Consider the following 19,218-nt stretch of genomic DNA (forward strand, 5'->3'; position numbering starts at 1 on the left):
ATCAGGAGTCTTGGGGAGAGTCATGGATCGCTTGACAAATAACATAGGAGATCACCGAGAAAAGGCCGAGAAGACACAAAAAGGAAAAATTTAAAATCACCCGTTGGGTGAAACCAATTCTCGCTATTTCTCTGTGTTCTCCTGCTTTTTCTCATTGCTCCTCTGTGGTTGCATTTTTCTTACATAAGGATGTTGTCAAGGATAGTTAACAAGGTATCGCTGCAATGCCGTCAAATCGAGGATTATCGTCCAGACAGAACGGATTATCGTCCGGAGCGGTATGCCGCCGGGGTTTTTCCCGTGATTTTCTTGAATATGCGATTGAAATTCGATGTATCATTGAATCCGGCATTGAGCGCCGCATCGACAATGCTCATATCGCTTTCACGAAGGAGCTTCTCTGCCGACTCCACACGCCGCCGATTGGCATATTCCACTATCGTCTCGCCGCGCTTTTCCCTGAATATCTCGGCGATGCGCGTACGCCCGATGCCGACCGAGCCGGCAATATCATTGAGCGTGAATTTTTCCGCAAGCCGGCTGTCGACCTCGGCAAGTATCTCCCGATAGATCGCTTCGCGGCCCGCATATATCTCCGGGCGAGAGGCTATCGCGCGCCCATATTCGTCGTGCAGAAGCTCGATAAATGAACGGAACACGGCCTGTGTCGCAGTGGCCGGCGCAGGATACGAATGAAAGAACGTATCGACGGCGAGGAGCGCGCAGTGCCTGAACCGTTCGAACACATCCCCTGCTATCGTCAGGCGGCGGGAGAAGTCATCATCCTCGCGGAAGAACGGCTCAATGAGAAAAAAATGAACACCGCCGGCGAGCGCATCCATGCTGAACGTGCGATCGAGCACCTCGGGGAGAAAGGAGAAATTCACATACACACACCGCTCCCCGCGTGCAAGCGAAAAGCCGTGCGGCGTCTCGTTGTCCAGAAAAAAAATATCACCCGCACCGACGGTGTATGTCCTCTGCCCTACCGTATGCCTGCCGCTGCCCGAGAGCACGAACACGATCTCGAGATAATCATGGTCATGCTGCGTAAGCCGCTCTTCACGGCGAACGAACGGGACGACGAGATGACGTTTGCCTTTTTCGCTAAGCGATACTTTTCCGGTGAGATGCCCGCTGAAAAGTTCGCGTACGGCGCTGTCGGTCGACGCTTTGTCGGGAATACGATACGGGGCGAACGATGCATCGTTCATTCGGGGCGTACCGCCGCTACTTATCCTCAAGCACCTTGATGCCGGGAAGCTCTATCCCTTCGAGGAATTCAAGCGACGCACCGCCGCCGGTGGAGATATGCGTCATCTTGGAAGCAACGCCGCTCTGATTGACCGCCGATACCGAATCTCCCCCGCCGATGATGGTGATGCAGTCAGGGAGCGCGGCTATCGACCTCGCCACCTCCGCCGTGCCGGTGGAGAATTTCGGGAATTCGAACACGCCGAGCGGACCGTTCCACACGAGCGTTTTCGCGCCTTTGATGGCGCCCTGGAATTTCTGTATCGTCATGGGACCGATATCCATACCCATCCAGCCGTCATCGATATTGCCGCGGGACACGTGCTTGGATTCGGCATCCGGCGCGAATTCCTTCGTGACGATATGATCGATAGGCAGATAGAGATATATCTTCTTCTCGTATGATTTCTGGAGTATCTCCTGCGCTTTGGGTATCATGTCCTCTTCGACAAGCGAGTCGCCGACCGAGAGGCCCTTTGCCTTAAGAAACGTATACGCCATGCCGCCGCCGACGATGAGCTTATCGACCTTGTCAATCAGGTTCATAAGAACGGCTATCTTCGATGACACCTTCGCCCCGCCGATTATCGCTACGAGGGGGCGCACCGGGTCCTCGGTGACCTTGCTGAGATAGGTTATCTCTTTTTCCATGAGAAAGCCCGCTACCGCCGGGAGGAATTTCGCCACGGTCTCGGTGGACGCATGCGCACGATGCGCAGTGCCGAACGCGTCGTTCACATACACATCCCCGTATGTCGAGAGCTCCTTCGCCATTCTCTCGCGATCGGCCGCTTCCTTCGATGTTTCCTCTTTGTGAAATCGCGTATTCTCAAGCATGAGTATACCGCCCGCAGGGAGCGCATCGACCATTTTCCTGACATCGTCGCCGATAGCGGCGGGCGCAAGCGCTACGGGTTTGCCGAGGAGCTTCGCCAGATGTTCGGCCACCGGCTTCATCGTATGCTTGCCTTCGATGTACTTCGCCTCATCGAACGCTTTTTTTTCTTTTTCCGCTTTCTCTTTCGCCTTGGCCATATCCTTCTTCGGATCGCCCAGATGCGACATGAGCACGAGCGACTTGACGTTCTGCTCGAGGATGTATCGTATCGTGCCTATCGCCGCTGTTATGCGTGTATCGTCCTGTATGACGGCATCCTTGAGCGGGACATTGAAGTCCACGCGCATGAGAACGCGTTTCCCTTTCAGGTCGATGTCGCGTACCGTCTTTTTCATAGCAGGGCTCCTCGTCAGAAAAAATCACCGTTCTGTGAACGTGCGGGTACTATATAATATCCGAACGCGTTGTCAAGATTGGCGAGCTCTCTTAAAGCCATCCGAGCCATTGCATGCTCAAAAAAGGGAAGGAGGCATCATTCGCACGAACGTTCTACTTATACCCTACCAACACGATATCATCGAATTTAACTGCCTTATTCACACCCGCTGAATACTGCAGCATAAGATAGACATTAAGATACTTCGCCTGCGGTACATTCTTCGGCGAAAGCACCATACGGCGCTGCTCATATTCATAATAATTCGTGGTACCGGCATACACTGCAGTTGAAGATATCGCATTGCTGTTCGCATCAACATACTGCATGCCAATCACATGTGTTTCTGGCTGATTCAGCGGCTTCATATATCCGGACAGTATATAATGCATATTGGTATCAACAGCTATATATCTATTCAATATTGTCGTTGACGGAGTGAATACAGTTGCGATATTGAGCCCGATCGTCCCGGACCTGCCGGAGCTTATGGTGTTCACAAACCCGGAACCGGTTGCTTTCCATGCTGCATACCCGGATTCGAAATCCTCTTGTATCAAAGTATTCGTCACAACGGTCGGTCCGGTATTATTATCAGCGAACGGCGTTGGCACCGTGCTTCCGCACGAAATGCACAGGCAGAAAATGGTCGAGATCAACACTATCAAGCCGGTTCTTATAAATATCATTACATTCCTCCGTGTTTTTTAATGCACAGGACCGCAACACAGCAGCAATAGTATATACGAAGATTTCTCATACGAGTGCAAAGTCATACCACCCGAATACACCGACACTCTATCTCCCCGGCAAGACCTTACACCGTGGCATATTTGGCCATACATAGCGCCTAGGGCATCCTTGGTCGCCGCCTACTGCGCCAAAGTCGCACACCTTGTGCCACGTGTGTTCATCGCGTGGTACATCGATGAGCTGACTTGTACTGAGCTGTAAGTGAGTCGTAATCGAACAGCCGAAATAAGGCGAACGGGTGATAAATCTCGCTACAATAGCAAGTCACTTGCCGCACCGTCGTCTGATTTGACGGAAAAAAATCGCATGGTATACTACGTCGCGAATCACCCGAAGGAAACCGCATCATGGCTGCCCCGAGAACGAACACCCCCTCCAGTAAAAGCGATTGGTCGCCGACATCCTGGCAGGCGAAGACCGCTGAGCAGCAGCCGAACTATCCCGATGCAGCTGAACTGAATGCTACCGTTGAAGGTTTGTCGAAGCTCCCGCCGCTCGTTACGAGCTGGGAGATAGAAGCGCTCAAGCAGCAGCTTGCCGAAGCCGTTCACGGCGAGAGATTCCTCCTCCAGGGCGGCGATTGCGCCGAAAGTTTCGCCGACTGCGAATCGCATATCATAACCGCAAAACTGAAGATACTGCTCCAGATGAGCCTCGTGCTCGTGCATGGCGGCAAGAAACGAGTGATCCGTGTCGGGCGTTTCGCCGGGCAATACGCGAAACCGCGCTCAAGCGACAATGAGACTCGCGACGGAGTTACACTGCCCGCCTATCGCGGGGATATGATAAACGGTACGCCGTTCACAAAAGCGGCCCGCACACCCGACCCGAAACTACTCCTCCGGGCATACGAGCGTTCGGCGATAACGCTCAATTTCATTCGTGCCCTCATCGACGGCGGTTTCGCCGACCTGCATCACCCGGAATACTGGGAACTGGGCTTCGTCAACCGCTCGCCATTGGCAGGGGAATACGCGCGTATGGTGCTTTCCATCGGCGAATCGCTGCGCTTCATGGAGACACTTACCGGCGGCACGCTCGGCGACAGTGCACGTGTCGATTTCTACGCCAGCCACGAGGGGCTCCATCTCCTCTACGAACAGGCCTGCACGCGCAGGGTCCCGCGCAGGAGCGGCTGGTATAATCTCGGTACGCATCTCCCGTGGATAGGGAATCGTACCCGCATGCTCGACGGCGCACATATCGAATATTTCCGCGGCATACAGAACCCCATAGCGGTAAAGATCAGCGGCACAATGACGCCCGATGAAGTGGTCGCACTTTGCGTTCTCTTGAACCCCGAGAATGAACCCGGGCGGCTTACGCTGATACACCGCTTCGGCGCTGCGAACATAGAAAAGCAGTTCCCGCCCATTATCGAGGCCGTCATGCGTGCGGGGAAAAGCGTGCTCTGGTGCTGCGATCCCATGCACGGCAACACGGAATCGGTCAATGGAGGCACGAAAACACGCCGTTTTGACAGGATATTGGATGAATTGCAGACCGCATTCCGCATATTGTCGGACAGCGGTACGCATCTGGGCGGCGTCCATTTTGAGCTTACCGGCGACGATGTTACCGAGTGTCTCGGAGGGGCTTCCGGTGTTACCGAGGCCGATCTGACGAAAGCGTACCGAACACAGGTCGATCCGAGGCTCAATTACGAGCAGTCTCTGGAGATGGCGCTCCTCCTTTCACGGCTCATGGCCCGCTGAACGGACGTCCGGCACCGGAATAGCGGATGGCAGCGCATCGCGCTTGACATTATCGATACGTTATGATACAGTATTGACCAGAAGGTTAGTATAAGATCTGTTCTTTTGAACGAGCCAGTCATCCGATATTCCCTTGCGATACTTCAAGAACGATATCTGATCTGCGGAGCTCAGACGAACGTATTGAGTCAACCTCCTACATTTTAGAACAGCAGGAAACACCTGCAAGAGGACATTCGCATGGCGAAAAAACTGTACGTCGGTAACCTCAGTTACACGACAACCAAAGAACAGCTCCAGGATCTGTTCGCACAACACGGACCGGTCGTGAGCGTATCGCTCATCACCGACCGCGAGACCGGCCGGGCAAAAGGCTTCGGCTTCGTGGAAATGGAAACTGACGAGGGCGGACAAGCTGCCATCGCAGCTCTTGATTCCATGCAGCTCGACGGACGCGCAATAAAGGTCAACGAAGCAAAACCGAAGACCGATTCCCCGCGCGGCGGCGGCGGCGGCAGAGGCGGCTACGGCGGCGGCGGCGGCCGCAGCTGGTAATTCAGCATCTGAGAACAAAAAAGCCGGACTTGACGTCCGGCTTTTTTTATACCCTGATCTTGCGGGAATGTGTCGCATTGCGGGAAAGTAACGCGTTGCCGGATAGTGATTGAAAAACATTTTCCCCATGATATACTAACCAATATGCGGACAAATGAGAACGAAGATCGATGCGATAGATGCGCTGATATAAGTTGTATGGGTCGACGGAAGAAGAGATCGCTATCGTGGAGGGAAAGGCAAAATGAACGCGCGGGAGAGCATGCTCATGCGTGATGGAAATCGCAGGAATGAGAGAACAAGGGGTCATGACCCCTTGTTCTGTATCGTGGCAGCAATTGTAACCGCGCGGAAAATAATATGAAGAAAGTAAAAAGCTTCATCGACCGTTTGGTGCTCGTCCTCATTATACTGAGCGTGCTGCTCTCGGCATTGTATCTTTCCAATATGTTCTTTCATTTCCTTGACGATCCGCTGTATATCCTCCGCGAGCGGCTGGATTACCTCAATACGGTGCTCTCCTCGGAGCTTATCGCGGGGCTTTCGCTCGGGTCGCTCGTGCTCGCCATCGTCATCTATATGCTCCCGAAGCTCATCGGCGGCATCAACAGAAAGGCGTATGAGCGTTCGCTCAGACTGGGCATCATATCATCGCTCGTTTTTTTTCTGTCGAACATCCTCTACACGGTCGTGCTGAAACACGGCCGCGTCTATCTCTTCATCGCCATCATCATCACCGGTATCGTAACGACCATACTCGTGCAGGTGCTTTCGCTCATGTTCGAGGACAAGGAAAAGGAAGTATCGTTTCGCACCGATATCGTATCCGGCATATCATCCGGCCTGATATTCGGCATACTGATACATGTCATCATGTTCTTCATCGATTACATCAAGCGTTATCTGCCATGACCGGCGCTGCGTTTCAGGAACTGGAACGTCACCTCCCATTCATCAGGAAGAACGCATCGCTTGCACGGCTCAATTCGTTCCGCATACGCACGCGTGCTGAGTATCTCATCGCCCCGAGAACAGAGGCCGATGTCATCGATGCGCTTCGCGCGGCGCGGGAACACGGGCTCACGGTGCATGTCCTCGGCGGCGGAACCAACGTGCTCCTCTCCGACGGCTTGATACACGGCATGGTCATCTGGCTCGGCGGCATGCGGCGATGGCGCCTTGAAGGAACGATGCTTTTCGCCGAAGGGGGCATGGCGATAAGCCGGGCTTCAGTACTGTGCGCACGGCGTTCGCTTGCCGGCATGTCATTCGCGTACGGTCTGCCGGGGAGCGTCGGCGGCGCCGTGTATATGAACGCGAAATGCTACGGGAGCGAAATAGCGGTCATACTCGTTTCGGTGCGCTACATTGACAGCGACCTTTCCATAAAGACGATCGCGCGTGCGGATATGGAGCTCGCGTACAAATCGACGCCGTTCCAGCACGGCGGGCGCATCATACTGGAAGCGGCGTTCCGGCTGACGCCCGGGGACAAGCGGGGCATACGCGCGGAAATGAAAAAGAATTTCGCCGACAGAAAAGCGAAACAGCATTTCCGTTTCCCGTCGGCAGGATCGATATTCCTCAACGACTACTCCATCGGCATCCCGTCGGGGAAGATGATCGACGAGGCGGGGCTGCTCGGTATGCGCGAGGGCGGCGCACAGGTGGCACCGTATCACGGCAATTTCATCATCAACAGGAAGAACGCCACCGCGCGTGATGTCGCCGTCCTCATACAGCGCGTTCAGGCGTTGGTGAAGGAGAAGCGCGGTATAGAACTCAAGCCGGAGGTCCGTTTCATGGGCGACTGGGATATCGATGCCGGGGGCATGTGATGGGCACAGCTAAGCTCGTTGCCCTGCTCAGAAAAAAGGGACTTATCATCACCACCGCAGAATCATGCACCGGCGGTCTCATCGCCGGAGAGATAACATCGATAAGCGGCTCATCGGATGTGTTCCAGTACGGCTTCATCACCTATGCGAACCGGGCGAAATCTGCGCTTCTCGGTGTACGCCCGCTGGTCTTTGCGCGTAACGGCGCGGTAAGCGATGTGTGCGCTAGCGCCATGGCAAGCGGCGCCCTGAAACGCGCGCATGCCGACGTTGCAATTTCCGCGACCGGTATTGCCGGCCCGCTCGGCGGTACGAAGAAAAAGCCTGTCGGTACCGTGTATATCGGCGTCGCGACAAAGCACGGCTGCAAGGCATATCATCATCGATTCACCGGCGTAAGGGCGGCCATACGCCGAAAGACCGTTGCCGCTGCGATACGATATGCCATCGAGGCGGCCTATGGCATCTAAGCGGCTTATCATCGGCATAGTCGGTGCGGCGGCAAGCGGGAAATCGCTTGGGGCAAAGATACTCGCCCGCGAACTTTGCGCCCGCATCATCGATGTCGATGCGCTCGGACATAAGGCGCTTCTCGCGAAGAAAGGTGCCATACTTCGCGCATTCGGACCGACGGTTGCGGCGAAGAACGCCATCGACCGTAAAGCCCTTGGCGCTGTCGTTTTTGCATCTCAGAAAAAGCTTTCCCTGCTCGAACATATCGTTCACCCATGGATGCGCACGCAGGTCCGAAGCACGATACGCCGCACACGAGGCCATATCATCATCGATGCCGCGCTCCTCTACCGCATGCGCCTCGATGCGATCTGTGATCGCGTAATACATATCGATGTTCCGTCATCAACGCTCGTTTCACGCCTTGTAACCTGTCGCAGGATGAAAAAAGCGGCCGCCATGCGGCTTCTTGCCCGTCAAAAAGATATCAAGCGGTCGCTTTCCCGTTCCGATATAATAATAAAGAACACTTCCGGCACCCATGCCTTCCGCACGGTGCTCAGTTTTGCTGCGAGGTTGCTATGTCGGACTATCAAAACCCGCCCCCGCCCCCCGAGGACTTCGAGCGCCATATCGTAGAACACGATATGTATGTCGTCAATCTCAGCAAAGGGCGCATTTTCCTCCTCGTTATCACCTCGCTTCTCGTCGTCGGATTGGCCTTCGCCGGCGGATGGTATTTCGCCATCAAGAACGGCGGACAGACATTCGTTTCGTTCATGCCGCGCCAGGAAACAGGACCGACGAATATCGTCGTATCGCCGGTGATACCGCGTGCAAAAGAAGAAACGGTACATGCCATCGATACGGTCAAACCCGATGAAGACACGAAGAAAAGCATACTGGATGAACTTGCCGCGGCCGACACAGCGAGCAGGAAGAAGCTTGAGGCTGACCTCGATGCGCCTGCAAAAAAAGCCGCGGTAAAGAAGACGGCAGCGGTCGAAGAAGTAGAAAAGACCGCCGATGAGACACCGGCAAAGAAAACCGCGACGAAAATAACGACTACCGCAAAAAAGGCCGCTGCAGAGACTGCCGATGCGAAAAAATCGGTATCGGGAAAAGGATTTTACATACAGTTGGCGGTGAGCGCCGAAAAAAAATCGGCGGAATACGAAGGGACTCGGCTTAAGAAGAATTTCCCGCTGACCTTCGTCCGTGAAGAAACGAACAAAAGCGGCGATCCGGTGTTCAAGATCAAAATGGGAAGGTTCGCGGCCAAAGACGATGCGGCCGCTGAGCTCGCCAAGGTAAAAAAAACCACCAGGCATAAAGACGCGTACATCTATTTTGTTGAATGATACAGTGCGCAGCCCGTCTTGCGCGGCATATACACGCATGCTATAATCCCCATCCATGAGCGAGGGAAAGAACGTCAAGCGCGTCGTCATCTACGGCGCCGGGTATTCCGGGAAGAAGATAATCCGGGAGATACTGAAAGAACGCGACTGCTACGAGATCGTCGCGCTCATCGATGACGATGCGCGGCTCAAGAACCAGTATGTACTCGGTGTAAAGGTCAACGGCGACATCGGCATACTCCCCTTCGTCCTCGAACGCTTCGATGTCGATGAGATCATCGTCGCCATCACCTATTTCACCTCGTCGAAATTCCAGTACCTCATGAACGCCATCAAGGGCCGCCGGATCACCGTGCGCACGGTGCCCTCGATAATGGAATTGACGAACGATGATTTCAGCATCGATGAGGTGCGTGAACTGCGCATTGAGGACCTGCTCAACCGCGGCGAGGTGGAGATAGACAGCCATCGAACGGAACGCATGCTCCGCGGGAAGACCGTGCTCGTCACCGGCGGCGGCGGGTCTATCGGGAGCGTCATCGCGAAGAAATCGCTTGAATACGGCGCTGAGAATCTCTTTCTCCTCGGCCACGGTGAGAACAGTATTTTCGAGACGATGCGCCAGCTCATCGCCGCCTTTCCCCGCGCGCATATCACCCCGATCATTCTCGATGTAAAGGACAGACGCGGGATGGAAGGGCTTTTCCGCTCGGTGCGTTTCGATACGGTGTTCCACGCCGCTGCGCACAAGCATGTCGGCCTCATGGAAACGAATGTGCGGGAATGTTTCGCCAATAATGTCATTGGCACAAAGACCGTCGCTGATGCGGTTCTCGCCGCAGGCATCGCCCGTTTCGCCGCCATATCGACCGATAAAGCAGTCGATCCGGTATCGGTCATGGGGATATCAAAACGCATCGTCGAACGGTATCTCTTTTCGCTCACGCCGGAAAAAACGGCCATTGCCACGGTGCGTTTCGGTAATGTGCTCGGGAGCCGCGGCAGCGTGGTGCCGATATTCGAACGTCAGATAGAGGCCGGCGGACCGGTGACCGTTACGAGCAGGTCCATCAAACGATATTTCATGACCATAAGCGAAGCGGCATCGCTCGTCATTGAGGCATCACGTCTCGCATCCGGGAACGAACTGTTCGTTCTCGACATGGGGAAGCCCGTGCGCATCGCCGATCTCGCCAAAGAGCTCATTCGCCTGAAAGGGAAAGAGGGCGCGGTATCGATACGCTATACACATCCGGGGAGAGCCGAAAAGATCAATGAGTCGCTCTTCTATGCGTATGAAAAACGAAGCCGATCGGAACACAGGAAGATATGGCGCGTGACCGACGGCATTCCCGAGAACGGTTTCTCCGATGCCGTACAGCAGATCATCGCACGCTATGAGAATATGCCCGTTCGCTCATTGAAACAGGCGATGACATCGCTCGCTGTAACGCACGGACGATGAAACACTTTCTTGTAACACAGAACGCGGATCACTTTTCAGGCAAACGCTCGCAGAACATCCTATTACCCCGCCGCGACGCCGAGAGGCTCGCTCGATCAGAAGCATCGATATTCCTCTACGATCGGCGATGCTGCCGCGTCTTCGGCCCTTTCGGTGCGGGTTCGGCACGCAAGGCACGCAACGGGAAATATGCGGTGCGCATGCTTCACGACAAGGCATACCGCCGCAGCGCATTCCACCTCATCGACACCAGAGACTTCTCGCTCTCGCCGCTTACCGGACCGGAAGCGGATATCCTCACCGGAAAATTACGCGCAGCGAACGGAAGCGCCAATGCCGTGCTTTCAGCGGTGAGGGCCGGGAGATCATATTCACTCACCTACTTCGAACACTCGTCGCATCCGCTCATCCTTTCATCGTCGGTAGCCCTCTCGCCATCGCTCATACATTCGCTTCGAACAGTATACCGCCGCATCCATGAGGCGCCGCGAACCGGCATCGATGCCCGTCAGGGATCGAGGACGCTCGGTGCATCGTTCTTCTCCGCGCTCTTCAGCGGCTCCCCGATAGCAGAACGCATGGCGTCGCGCACGGGAAGCGTATACATCGATGTCGATACGGATACCGGCGCATTGCCGTGGGAACTCATGCATGACGGCGTATCGTTCCTCGCCGACAGCATGCTCATCGGGTTCATCCCCCGCGGGGAGCATCGCGAGCGTACACCGAGAAAACAGATATCCGCAGCCATTATCGCCGCCGACGGGCTTGCTCACGCCGGGACGGAAGCGAACGCCGTATACGAGATGGCATCGCGCTGCCCGGGTGTTACCTGCGAATGCATACGCACGCCCGTCACACCGCTTGCATTCTCCGCCATTCTCTCCCGCAGCGACATCGTGCATGTCATCTCGCACGGCACCGGCTCCGCGCTTTCGCTTCGCGGGAAATACACGATACGCGATCTGGTATCGGCATCGTCCATGCCGGCTGTCGTCGTTCTGCACACCTGCACATCACGGCCGGTCAATGCCGCCGATACGGCACATCTCGCACCGGCGCTCATTCGCAGAGGCGCGCATACCGTCATTGCGTCAATGGGCGCTGTTGCGGACGCTTTCGATGTACGGTTCGTCGGGGAACTCTACGCATCGCTCTTCGCGGGCGAATGCGCCGGTACGGCCTATCGCAATGCGCTCATAGTGTCAGGGGAAGACGCGATACTGCGCTACCGGTTCTTCGGCGCGTCGGGCACGAAGCTCTGACACTGCTCTCTCACGCAGAGAATATGATGGCCCGCAGAATGCTCATCCTTTCTCTTCTCCGTGAGCTTTGTGTGCTCTGTGAGAGATAATATAAGAATATTTCTCACGGAGTTCACGGAGGATCGGAATATGTCTCGCTGCTATTTTTTCAGGACCGTAATCTTTCCACCGGCACTGGCATCGCAAAACGCTACGTAAAATGTAGTGGATGTTCTGCTTCCAAGTAAGATGATCTCCGTTGCCGCAGATGATGAAATGCCATAACCGTACTTCGCCCATATTCCATTGTCGTATCGCACAACCGTCAACTTATTATCCCTTGTCCCGTCAGAGAACGCCAGATGTGGAACATTATCCTTGTCCACCGCTATCGATATCCACGCCGCCGCACCTTCGGATGCTGTTGTGCCAAGTGTCGACCATGATGTTCCGTTGAATTTCCGAACAACCGCTTTATTCCCCTGAGACTGATCCTGATACGCGACGTATATATTCTCAGCGCTATCTACAGCCATTGAGATATATGCCGCCGCACCGGCAATATTTGTACTCGCACCAAGCGCCCCCCAAGTCCCCGTATTATCTCCCGATCCAGCGCAGCGCTGAACTCCAACGGCACTTGGAAGTGTATATGCTACATACGCATCACCGGTAACAGTCCCCGCGACTATTGCGATATCGGTCGGAGTGCTTTCTGCAAATATTGCGGGTGACCCCAAGTCCGATTGAGAATTCGTTCTCGTTACTTTTAATGTTACCCCGGTAAAGCGACACGTAACATATGCCTTTTTATTGCTCACCGGAGATACTGCAACACGTATTTTATCGTTGTGGCATGGCGCAAAGTTTCCGCTCGTTTGCCATGAGCTCCCGTCGTATTCCCGAACAAACCCCTCAAGCAATGGGTTCACCGAATAGAGGACAACCGGCCGGGAGCTGGTAGTATTTATTGCCAATGCAATTCCGATCGACTCCGTCGGCCATATAAGAATACTCCCGCCAGTCTTGGTCCAACCGAGTGTATTTATCTTACCGCACACCGTATCACCGGAGGCCTCTTTGAAAGCGACATATACATCCCCGCCAACACATTGAGCAGCAAGCATAGATCCGGCCTGAGGTGTTGCTCCACTCGCTACAGTAGTCCACGCAAATGCCCCGAGCGGGTCCCACGGATTCGAGCGCTTCGAATTATCCACGAACTCGATGCATCCCGTAAAGAAAACCGATATCGTGACAGTCAGTATTATAATCCTTTTCATCGTCATCCCCCTTAAAAAGCGTACGAGAACGCGAAAGACATGCCGTCAGGTGCCGGAAGTATGTATCCGCGCAGGCTCCCCTTCCCTTTACCGTCCGGTGCTTTCTTCGTATCCGTGGTATCGGATTTTTTTACTTTTGTCGGATCGAGCACCGCGTCGGGCGCAATGAGCCACAGCGCGAAAAGCCCCGCCGCGATACCGTACATGGAGAATCCGGATATGTTCAGGATAGAGCCGATATTCATATTATCACGATAGACGGTAAACTTCGCATCGAACATGCTCTGCGGCTGATAGCCGGTAATGGCAAGGTATTCATTCCTCGCCGTGGTGGCGCTGCTCTGCAGAAGCACGCCGGTAACATTAAGACCGCCGCCGAGCACGGCCGCACCGATGCTGCTGAGAAGGAGCACCGGCTTCGCCTCATTGGGCTTGGTATCGCCGGAATAGATGTACATGGTCACTATCTGCTGCTCAACCGATGCGCGGAAATCGACGCCCGTCTCTTTCTTCACGGCATCAAGCACATCGTTCCCGGCGCGGTCCATTTCATCAAGGAGCGCATCCTTGCTGCCCCGTACCTTGCGTGTGCGCGATGCCAGTATCTTCGTTGTTTCGACATTGAGCATATTGACGGTAATGATGAAGGTCTCGCCTAAACGCGCGATAGTCCCGGTGAACATATACTGCATGTTCAGAATACGCCCGAGCTCAACGGCGCAGGAAGACTCGGTACACCCGGTCTGCTGGAATTCCTGCTCCTTCAGTATCTTATCCATGTTCGCACGGTCGACGACGGTGAAGAAATCCGTGGTGACGAGCCAGGAGCGGAACACATCGGAAAGCGATGAGGCCTCCTGCCTGCTTATCCCTTCCTTGCCGACAAAATCGATGACCGCAACATTCGCCTTGAGTTTTTTATCCGCCCCGCCGGATTGTGCCGCGCCGAAGAGCGAAGATACGATGAGCATCATGAACAGGTATACGATCCGCCCCATAGGATCCCTCCGTAATTATCACAGTTCCACGTTGGATATATCCCGGATAATAGCGCAACGCCGAAAAAATGCAACTGGATTTCTCATTGCTATTTTATACCCATGCGGTACAATGCCCGAAATATCCGGTTCGACGGGAAACGCCATGAAAAAGCTCTGGGAAGGCCGTTTAAGCGGCGAAAAAGACAAAGCTATCGAAGAATTCAACGCCTCGATACATTTCGACAAGCGCCTCTACCGGGAGGATATTCTCGGCAGCCGCGCCCATGCGAAAATGCTCGCGAAGATAGGCGTGCTCACGGATAAGGAATATCGGGATATCGATGCGGGGCTCACTGCGGTAGAGGGCGCCATCGAAAAAGGCGAACTCCCCTTCACCGCCGAACACGAGGACATACACACCCATATCGAGAACGCGTTGCGCGAACGCATCGGCGATACGGCGGGGAAGCTTCATACCGCGCGGAGCAGGAATGATCAGGTCAATGTCGATATACGGCTCTATCTCAAGCGCGAGACGAACGAGATACTGTACGAGCTTCTCTCGCTCGAACGCGCGCTCCACAGCATCGCCGCAGCGCATGCGGATACGCTCATGCCCGGCTACACGCATCTGCAGCCGGCGCAGCCCATATCGCTCGCGCATCTCATACTCGCTTATTTCTTCATGCTCTCGCGCGATATCGGCCGACTGCAGGACTGCCTTGCCCGTATGGACATCCTCACCCTCGGGAGCGGCGCGCTTGCCGGGCTCAATTATCCCCTCGAGCGCGAGATGACGCGCAGCGAGCTCGGATTCGCCCGTGTGAGCGAGAACGCCCTCGATGCGGTTTCCGACCGCGACTTCATCATCGAATTCCTCGCGGACACCGCGATACTCTTCACACATCTTTCACGCATCGCCGAAGACTTCATCATCTTCAATTCGAACGAATACCGCTTCATCGAACTTTCCGACAGCTACGCCACCGGTTCATCGATAATGCCCAACAAGAAGAACCCCGATATGCTTGAGCTCACGCGCGGGAAGACCGGCCGCATTTTCGGCGACCTTATCACCATGCTTACCGTCATGAAGGGCTTGCCGAGCGCGTACAATAAGGACCTGCAGGAGGACAAGGAAGCCCTCTTCGACGCCATCGATACGACGCTCGCCGTCTTACCGATGGTGCGCGGCACGCTCGAAACCGCTACGTTCAACAAAGAGCGCATGCGCGAAGCCTGCGACCAAGGCTTCCTTTCCGCCGTCGACATCGCTGATTATCTCACCGCAAAGGGCATTCCCTTCCGTGATGCACACAACATCGTCGGGAGGATGGTCCGCGATGCCGCTGAGAAGGGAAAGACGTTCGCATCGCTCACGATCGCCGAATATCGCACCTACAGCGACCGATTCGACAATGACGTGTACAAGGCTGCCGATGTATCTCAGGCGCGGGTGCGCAAGATATCATCCGGCGGCACGGGGCCCGAGTCCATCCGCACGCAGCTCGTTCAGGCGGAAGCGCTCCTCAATCGCTGGAAATCGGAAGTAAGAACCGCATCGTATTGACAAAAAAAGACGTTCGCGTATAATGCGCGCTCACCACTCGGACAGGTAGCGAAGTGGTCAAACGCAACAGACTGTAAATCTGTCGGCTCCGGTCTTCGCAGGTTCAAATCCTGCCCTGTCCACATTTGATTACATCAGCATGAAACGCTGTAAAATAATCACAACGCATTCCGAAACGAAAATTTTCAAAGAGCATTCGAGCGGGCGCCGTTGACGCCACGTTGACATTTCATGCCATTTTTACCACCTGTAGCGGTGATGGTATTGTCATTCCATCGACCTTTGACGCCGGAATATCACCGATATAGCGCGCATACTTTTCCGTCATAAGCACGGATGAATGTCCAAGCTGTATCTGCAATTCCTCTTTCGTCATCCCCTGCATGAGCGCATCGCAAGCGTATGCATGCCGCAGATCGTGAAAGCGCAGCTTCGTTCCGTTCGTTGCTTGGAACGAAAGCCTCCGGCGCAGGCAGCGCCATGACTTGTCAAGCGTTGCGCATTCAATAGGCTCACCGTTTCGGTTCAGCACGTCATGAAAAAACGGCTCTTGTTCGCGTATCATGCACAGATAATCCGTCAACGCTTTCGGTATTCTTATCGTGCGCTTGCGCTTGCTCTTCGTTTTGAACAGCTGAATCAATCCGTTTTTCAGATCGACCTGCCCCCACCGAAGCGATGCAATTTCCGATTGCCGCATACCGGTAAGCAATGCGATATTGAGAAAACGCCGCTGAAAGTCGCTCGCTTTGTCATATATCTCTTGCTTTTGCTCAGCCGTAAGCCATACGATACGCTCATTCTCTTTTTCTGACTTGTGCAGCTTATAAATCGGATTGTGCGCAGTGAAGTATTCGCGCTGTATACACCATCCGAAAAAGTATCGAAGCGTTGACAAGTCGCGATTAATGGTCGCCGGATTTACGGCCTTTGCACCATTTACGCGGTGGTCCTTGCGCCAACAGATATAATCCTCAGCAGTATGCCGCCGAAATTCACTTAACGGCATATCACTGAAATACTCTTGGAATAACGCAACGTGCCGCCGCTCTTCGTCTGCCATACGGGGCGATTTATGCTCTTTGGAATACTCTAGGTACTCATTCAATTTTTCAAAGAGCTTGTGTTCACGCGTACCCGTTGCGAGCGTTTCAAGCCATTGCTTGAATATCGCTTGCGCCGCTTCCTTCGTCGGGGCGCTTACGCGCTTGCGCTCGCGTTTCCCGAGCACGGTTGCATCGAAGTCGTAAACCCCGAGCCGAACACCGTTTTCATGAATGTATCGAACGATTCTTAAAGCCATCGTGTTCCCTCCACTTGGGAGCGACACAATCGCTTTGCGTTGCTTACGCGCTCATAATCTAATTCTAATTTCATGGATAGTCAACCGACTTTATTTTGACGCATCATTTCGAGCGCCCGGCGCACATCGATAATATATCTGCGGCCTTGCGGGCGCGCGCGAAATGCCGGAATCTCTCCGAGCGCGATCATGCGCCGGACGGTGCACACGCTCAGCGATAGCATTGCGGCGAATTCCTCAACGCTTGCAAAGTCTTTCGATGATTTCTCGGTGTCGTTCATAATTTTCTCCCGGGGCATTGCCCCATTGTTTAAAATGGCCTATACGATAGCTTCAATCGCCGTGGCGAGGTCTTCTATGCCATGGCAAAGATATTGCCCTCCTCGTGAGGAATGAGTGGCAAACCGACTATATATCTGTCGGCCTGTATTCATTTCCTCGCATATTTCCCTTGCGTTCACACTTGCAACGAATGTACGTTGACGTGGGATTGACGCGGACATCAATTTTTCCGACATCAAAGGCCGTTTCGGTACACCGTATATCATACGCGCCGCCTATCTGCCGCAGCCTGCCGTTTCGCGTCCGCTTCATCGAGGAGCGTATCGGTACGATCTATGCGCGGCGCAAGCGGGGCATATTTCCGGCATTGGCATACCGTACATTTCCCAGGTTTCTTGCAATTGCAATGTTCGCACAGTTTCGCGTTCATGCTTCACCCCCTCGCGGCATGCGCAGGAAGCACTTGCCAAGCCGAGCTTCAATATGCATTTTACAGGCCCGCGAGCAGTCGATACATTGGCGATGCAGCGGTTGCCCGGCGTAGCGGGCGATATTCTGCTGCGCCTTTCGGAAGCGCTGTTCATTCTTTGCGTCCGTTTCCGCTGTGCGCGGGATATTGCCTGAGCAGAATACAACCTCATCACTCCTGTCACGGCAACTTATCTTGCCACAGTCCCAACATATCGGTTGCGGCGTTTCGTGAGTAGTCATATTCGAAGCTCCTCTGCGTCGGATAGATGAATGAGAGGCCGTTCCTTCACTTCGTCGCCCGGCATTTCCTTTCCAGTCGCTGCGTCATAAAAAACGCCGTGCAGCTCGAATACTGTGCGCGGGTCCTTTACCGTTGCGATTGCCGAACGTAGCTTTTTTTCGAGGCCGTATGCCCGCTGCCTATTCATGGTATTCCCCGCTGCATCGCATCAAGTTTTTTTTCGAGAGCGTCCAAACGTTCACCGAAGGCCACGTCATGCTCGAAACGCAAATACGATAGATACCCGGTCATTCCGAAAAGTAAGGCGCGATAACGTTCCTCTTGCAATTCATCGTTTGCAAAGGCCCGCAGTATCCTACAGTACGTGCGCCGAGCGTTCGCCGGCGTTCCGAGGAGAAGACGCACCCCCCCGGTAGTGCATACACGGTTGCCTTTTGGTTTTTTATTGCGTTTCGTCATTCGTTCACCGTTTTTCCGATACCGTTTCGAGCCGTTTCATTTCCACGCCTCTACATGCCCGACCGTTACACGCTGCGTTTTTTCATGCGGCCATGGCAGAATATCGTACCAGACCGGGCTGCCGCCGTGAGGATCGCCGTTCGAAAAAGCCGCCTCATATTCGATACCGTCTATTCGAAATAAATATGTGCCTTGCGCATTTTTGAGTATGAACGTGCCCGCCAATAGCCCCGTTGCGCTATTGGTGAGCGTGCCGGCGGTTTCATCGAAAGACAGCGTCCGGCCGTCGAGCATGCTGAGCGTGTATGTCATTTGCGGATAAGCTCGCATCCGGTTTCATTTGCGATATAATCGTATCCAGCGTCCAGCACGATGGGTGCGCTTGCGCCAAATTCGTTGAGGTGCTCCCGCCGAAATTCGGACGAACTTCCGCCCTGGCTCTCAATCTGATATTTTTGCAGGTCGATGTCCTCTCCGCTGCGGGCGCGTATAAGATAGCCGGATGCGCTTGTCATGTTAGGGATCTGCCAAGCGTAAGCCGTCCCGACCTTTTGCCGTGTGAACTGGCCATTGGCAAAGCCCTCTACCTCAACAGCAGTTCCGAGCGGCCTGTCGGTCCTCCATGTGAGGACGAGGCCCTTGAAAGGTGAACTGTCTAGCTCTGATCTTGCCAAGGGACCGTATTGAACGATGTCCCCCATGCGGCGGCCAGTTTCG

The 19,218-nt window shown here is 54.4% G+C and carries 20 protein-coding genes and 1 tRNA gene; 11 read left to right on the forward strand and 10 right to left on the reverse strand.

Annotated features, from left to right (window positions below):
- Positions 1-263 precede the first annotated feature (263 nt).
- The 3 genes from AABZ39_05645 to AABZ39_05655 form a co-directional block, all read right to left on the reverse strand.
- The gene (locus AABZ39_05645) at positions 264-1,214 is read right to left on the reverse strand and encodes an AraC family transcriptional regulator (GenBank protein MEK6794237.1); all 951 of its coding nucleotides are present in this window, start codon (positions 1,212-1,214) and stop codon (positions 264-266) included.
- A 16-nt stretch (positions 1,215-1,230) separates the two neighbouring features.
- Entirely contained in the window at positions 1,231-2,487 is a 1,257-nt protein-coding gene (locus tag AABZ39_05650) for a phosphoglycerate kinase (protein ID MEK6794238.1), read from the reverse strand.
- Positions 2,488-2,641: 154 nt separating this feature from the next.
- A complete protein-coding gene (locus AABZ39_05655; protein ID MEK6794239.1) occupies positions 2,642-3,217 on the reverse strand; it encodes a carbohydrate binding domain-containing protein in 576 nt (191 codons plus the stop codon).
- Between the two features lie 411 nt (positions 3,218-3,628).
- Between AABZ39_05655 and AABZ39_05660 the strand changes: the two genes are divergently transcribed.
- From AABZ39_05660 to AABZ39_05700, 9 genes are all read left to right on the forward strand, one after another.
- On the forward strand, positions 3,629-4,996 hold the full coding sequence (locus AABZ39_05660; GenBank protein ID MEK6794240.1) for a 3-deoxy-7-phosphoheptulonate synthase class II: 1,368 nt from the start codon (positions 3,629-3,631) through the stop codon (positions 4,994-4,996).
- A gap of 240 nt (positions 4,997-5,236) precedes the next feature.
- Complete coding sequence (locus tag AABZ39_05665; protein MEK6794241.1) at positions 5,237-5,551, forward strand: RNA-binding protein; 315 nt, start codon at positions 5,237-5,239, stop codon at positions 5,549-5,551.
- 360 nt (positions 5,552-5,911) lie between these two features.
- Positions 5,912-6,463, forward strand: a complete 552-nt coding sequence (locus AABZ39_05670; GenBank protein MEK6794242.1) for a hypothetical protein — start codon at positions 5,912-5,914, stop codon at positions 6,461-6,463.
- Complete coding sequence (gene murB / locus AABZ39_05675; GenBank protein MEK6794243.1) at positions 6,460-7,389, forward strand: UDP-N-acetylmuramate dehydrogenase; 930 nt, start codon at positions 6,460-6,462, stop codon at positions 7,387-7,389. Before AABZ39_05670 ends, murB begins: the two co-directional genes overlap by 4 nt.
- Positions 7,389-7,859, forward strand: a complete 471-nt coding sequence (locus AABZ39_05680; protein ID MEK6794244.1) for a CinA family protein — start codon at positions 7,389-7,391, stop codon at positions 7,857-7,859. The genes murB and AABZ39_05680 overlap by 1 nt, the downstream gene beginning before the upstream one ends.
- On the forward strand, positions 7,849-8,481 hold the full coding sequence (gene coaE / locus AABZ39_05685) for a dephospho-CoA kinase (protein MEK6794245.1): 633 nt from the start codon (positions 7,849-7,851) through the stop codon (positions 8,479-8,481). The genes AABZ39_05680 and coaE overlap by 11 nt, the downstream gene beginning before the upstream one ends.
- Positions 8,424-9,203: an SPOR domain-containing protein gene (locus AABZ39_05690; GenBank protein ID MEK6794246.1), complete on the forward strand. Its 780-nt coding sequence runs from the start codon at positions 8,424-8,426 to the stop codon at positions 9,201-9,203. Before coaE ends, AABZ39_05690 begins: the two co-directional genes overlap by 58 nt.
- A 55-nt stretch (positions 9,204-9,258) precedes the next feature.
- Positions 9,259-10,668, forward strand: a complete 1,410-nt coding sequence (locus AABZ39_05695) for an SDR family NAD(P)-dependent oxidoreductase (GenBank protein MEK6794247.1) — start codon at positions 9,259-9,261, stop codon at positions 10,666-10,668.
- Positions 10,665-11,933, forward strand: coding sequence for a CHAT domain-containing protein (locus AABZ39_05700; GenBank protein ID MEK6794248.1), 1,269 nt, complete (start codon positions 10,665-10,667; stop codon positions 11,931-11,933). Before AABZ39_05695 ends, AABZ39_05700 begins: the two co-directional genes overlap by 4 nt.
- A gap of 140 nt (positions 11,934-12,073) precedes the next feature.
- Here the strand turns inward: AABZ39_05700 and AABZ39_05705 are convergent, their stop codons facing one another.
- Complete coding sequence (locus AABZ39_05705) at positions 12,074-13,195, reverse strand: hypothetical protein (protein ID MEK6794249.1); 1,122 nt, start codon at positions 13,193-13,195, stop codon at positions 12,074-12,076.
- Positions 13,196-13,206: 11 nt separating this feature from the next.
- A complete protein-coding gene (locus AABZ39_05710; protein MEK6794250.1) occupies positions 13,207-14,193 on the reverse strand; it encodes a CsgG/HfaB family protein in 987 nt (328 codons plus the stop codon).
- A 145-nt stretch (positions 14,194-14,338) separates the two neighbouring features.
- Between AABZ39_05710 and argH the strand changes: the two genes are divergently transcribed.
- Both argH and AABZ39_05720 read left to right on the forward strand, forming a co-directional pair.
- Positions 14,339-15,745 carry an argininosuccinate lyase gene (gene argH, locus AABZ39_05715; GenBank protein ID MEK6794251.1) on the forward strand — a complete coding sequence of 469 codons (1,407 nt, stop codon included), beginning with the start codon at positions 14,339-14,341 and terminating at the stop codon, positions 15,743-15,745.
- Between the two features lie 39 nt (positions 15,746-15,784).
- Positions 15,785-15,867, forward strand: a tRNA-Tyr gene (locus AABZ39_05720).
- Positions 15,868-15,974: 107 nt separating this feature from the next.
- Here AABZ39_05720 and AABZ39_05725 read toward each other — a convergent pair.
- The 5 genes from AABZ39_05725 to AABZ39_05745 form a co-directional block, all read right to left on the reverse strand.
- Positions 15,975-17,048: a site-specific integrase gene (locus AABZ39_05725; protein ID MEK6794252.1), complete on the reverse strand. Its 1,074-nt coding sequence runs from the start codon at positions 17,046-17,048 to the stop codon at positions 15,975-15,977.
- An 80-nt stretch (positions 17,049-17,128) separates the two neighbouring features.
- Positions 17,129-17,329 carry a helix-turn-helix domain-containing protein gene (locus AABZ39_05730; GenBank protein MEK6794253.1) on the reverse strand — a complete coding sequence of 67 codons (201 nt, stop codon included), beginning with the start codon at positions 17,327-17,329 and terminating at the stop codon, positions 17,129-17,131.
- A 263-nt stretch (positions 17,330-17,592) separates the two neighbouring features.
- Positions 17,593-17,760 (reverse strand): hypothetical protein, encoded by a 168-nt coding sequence (locus AABZ39_05735; GenBank protein MEK6794254.1) that lies wholly within the window; start codon positions 17,758-17,760, stop codon positions 17,593-17,595.
- Positions 17,761-18,537: 777 nt separating this feature from the next.
- Positions 18,538-18,813: a hypothetical protein gene (locus AABZ39_05740; protein MEK6794255.1), complete on the reverse strand. Its 276-nt coding sequence runs from the start codon at positions 18,811-18,813 to the stop codon at positions 18,538-18,540.
- On the reverse strand, positions 18,810-19,218 hold a 409-nt coding region (locus tag AABZ39_05745), incomplete at its 5' end, for a hypothetical protein (GenBank protein ID MEK6794256.1). The genes AABZ39_05745 and AABZ39_05740, both read right to left, overlap by 4 nt.

This window comes from Spirochaetota bacterium (genome assembly GCA_038043445.1).
In the GTDB taxonomy this organism is placed as follows: Bacteria; Spirochaetota; Brachyspiria; order Brachyspirales; family JACRPF01; genus JBBTBY01.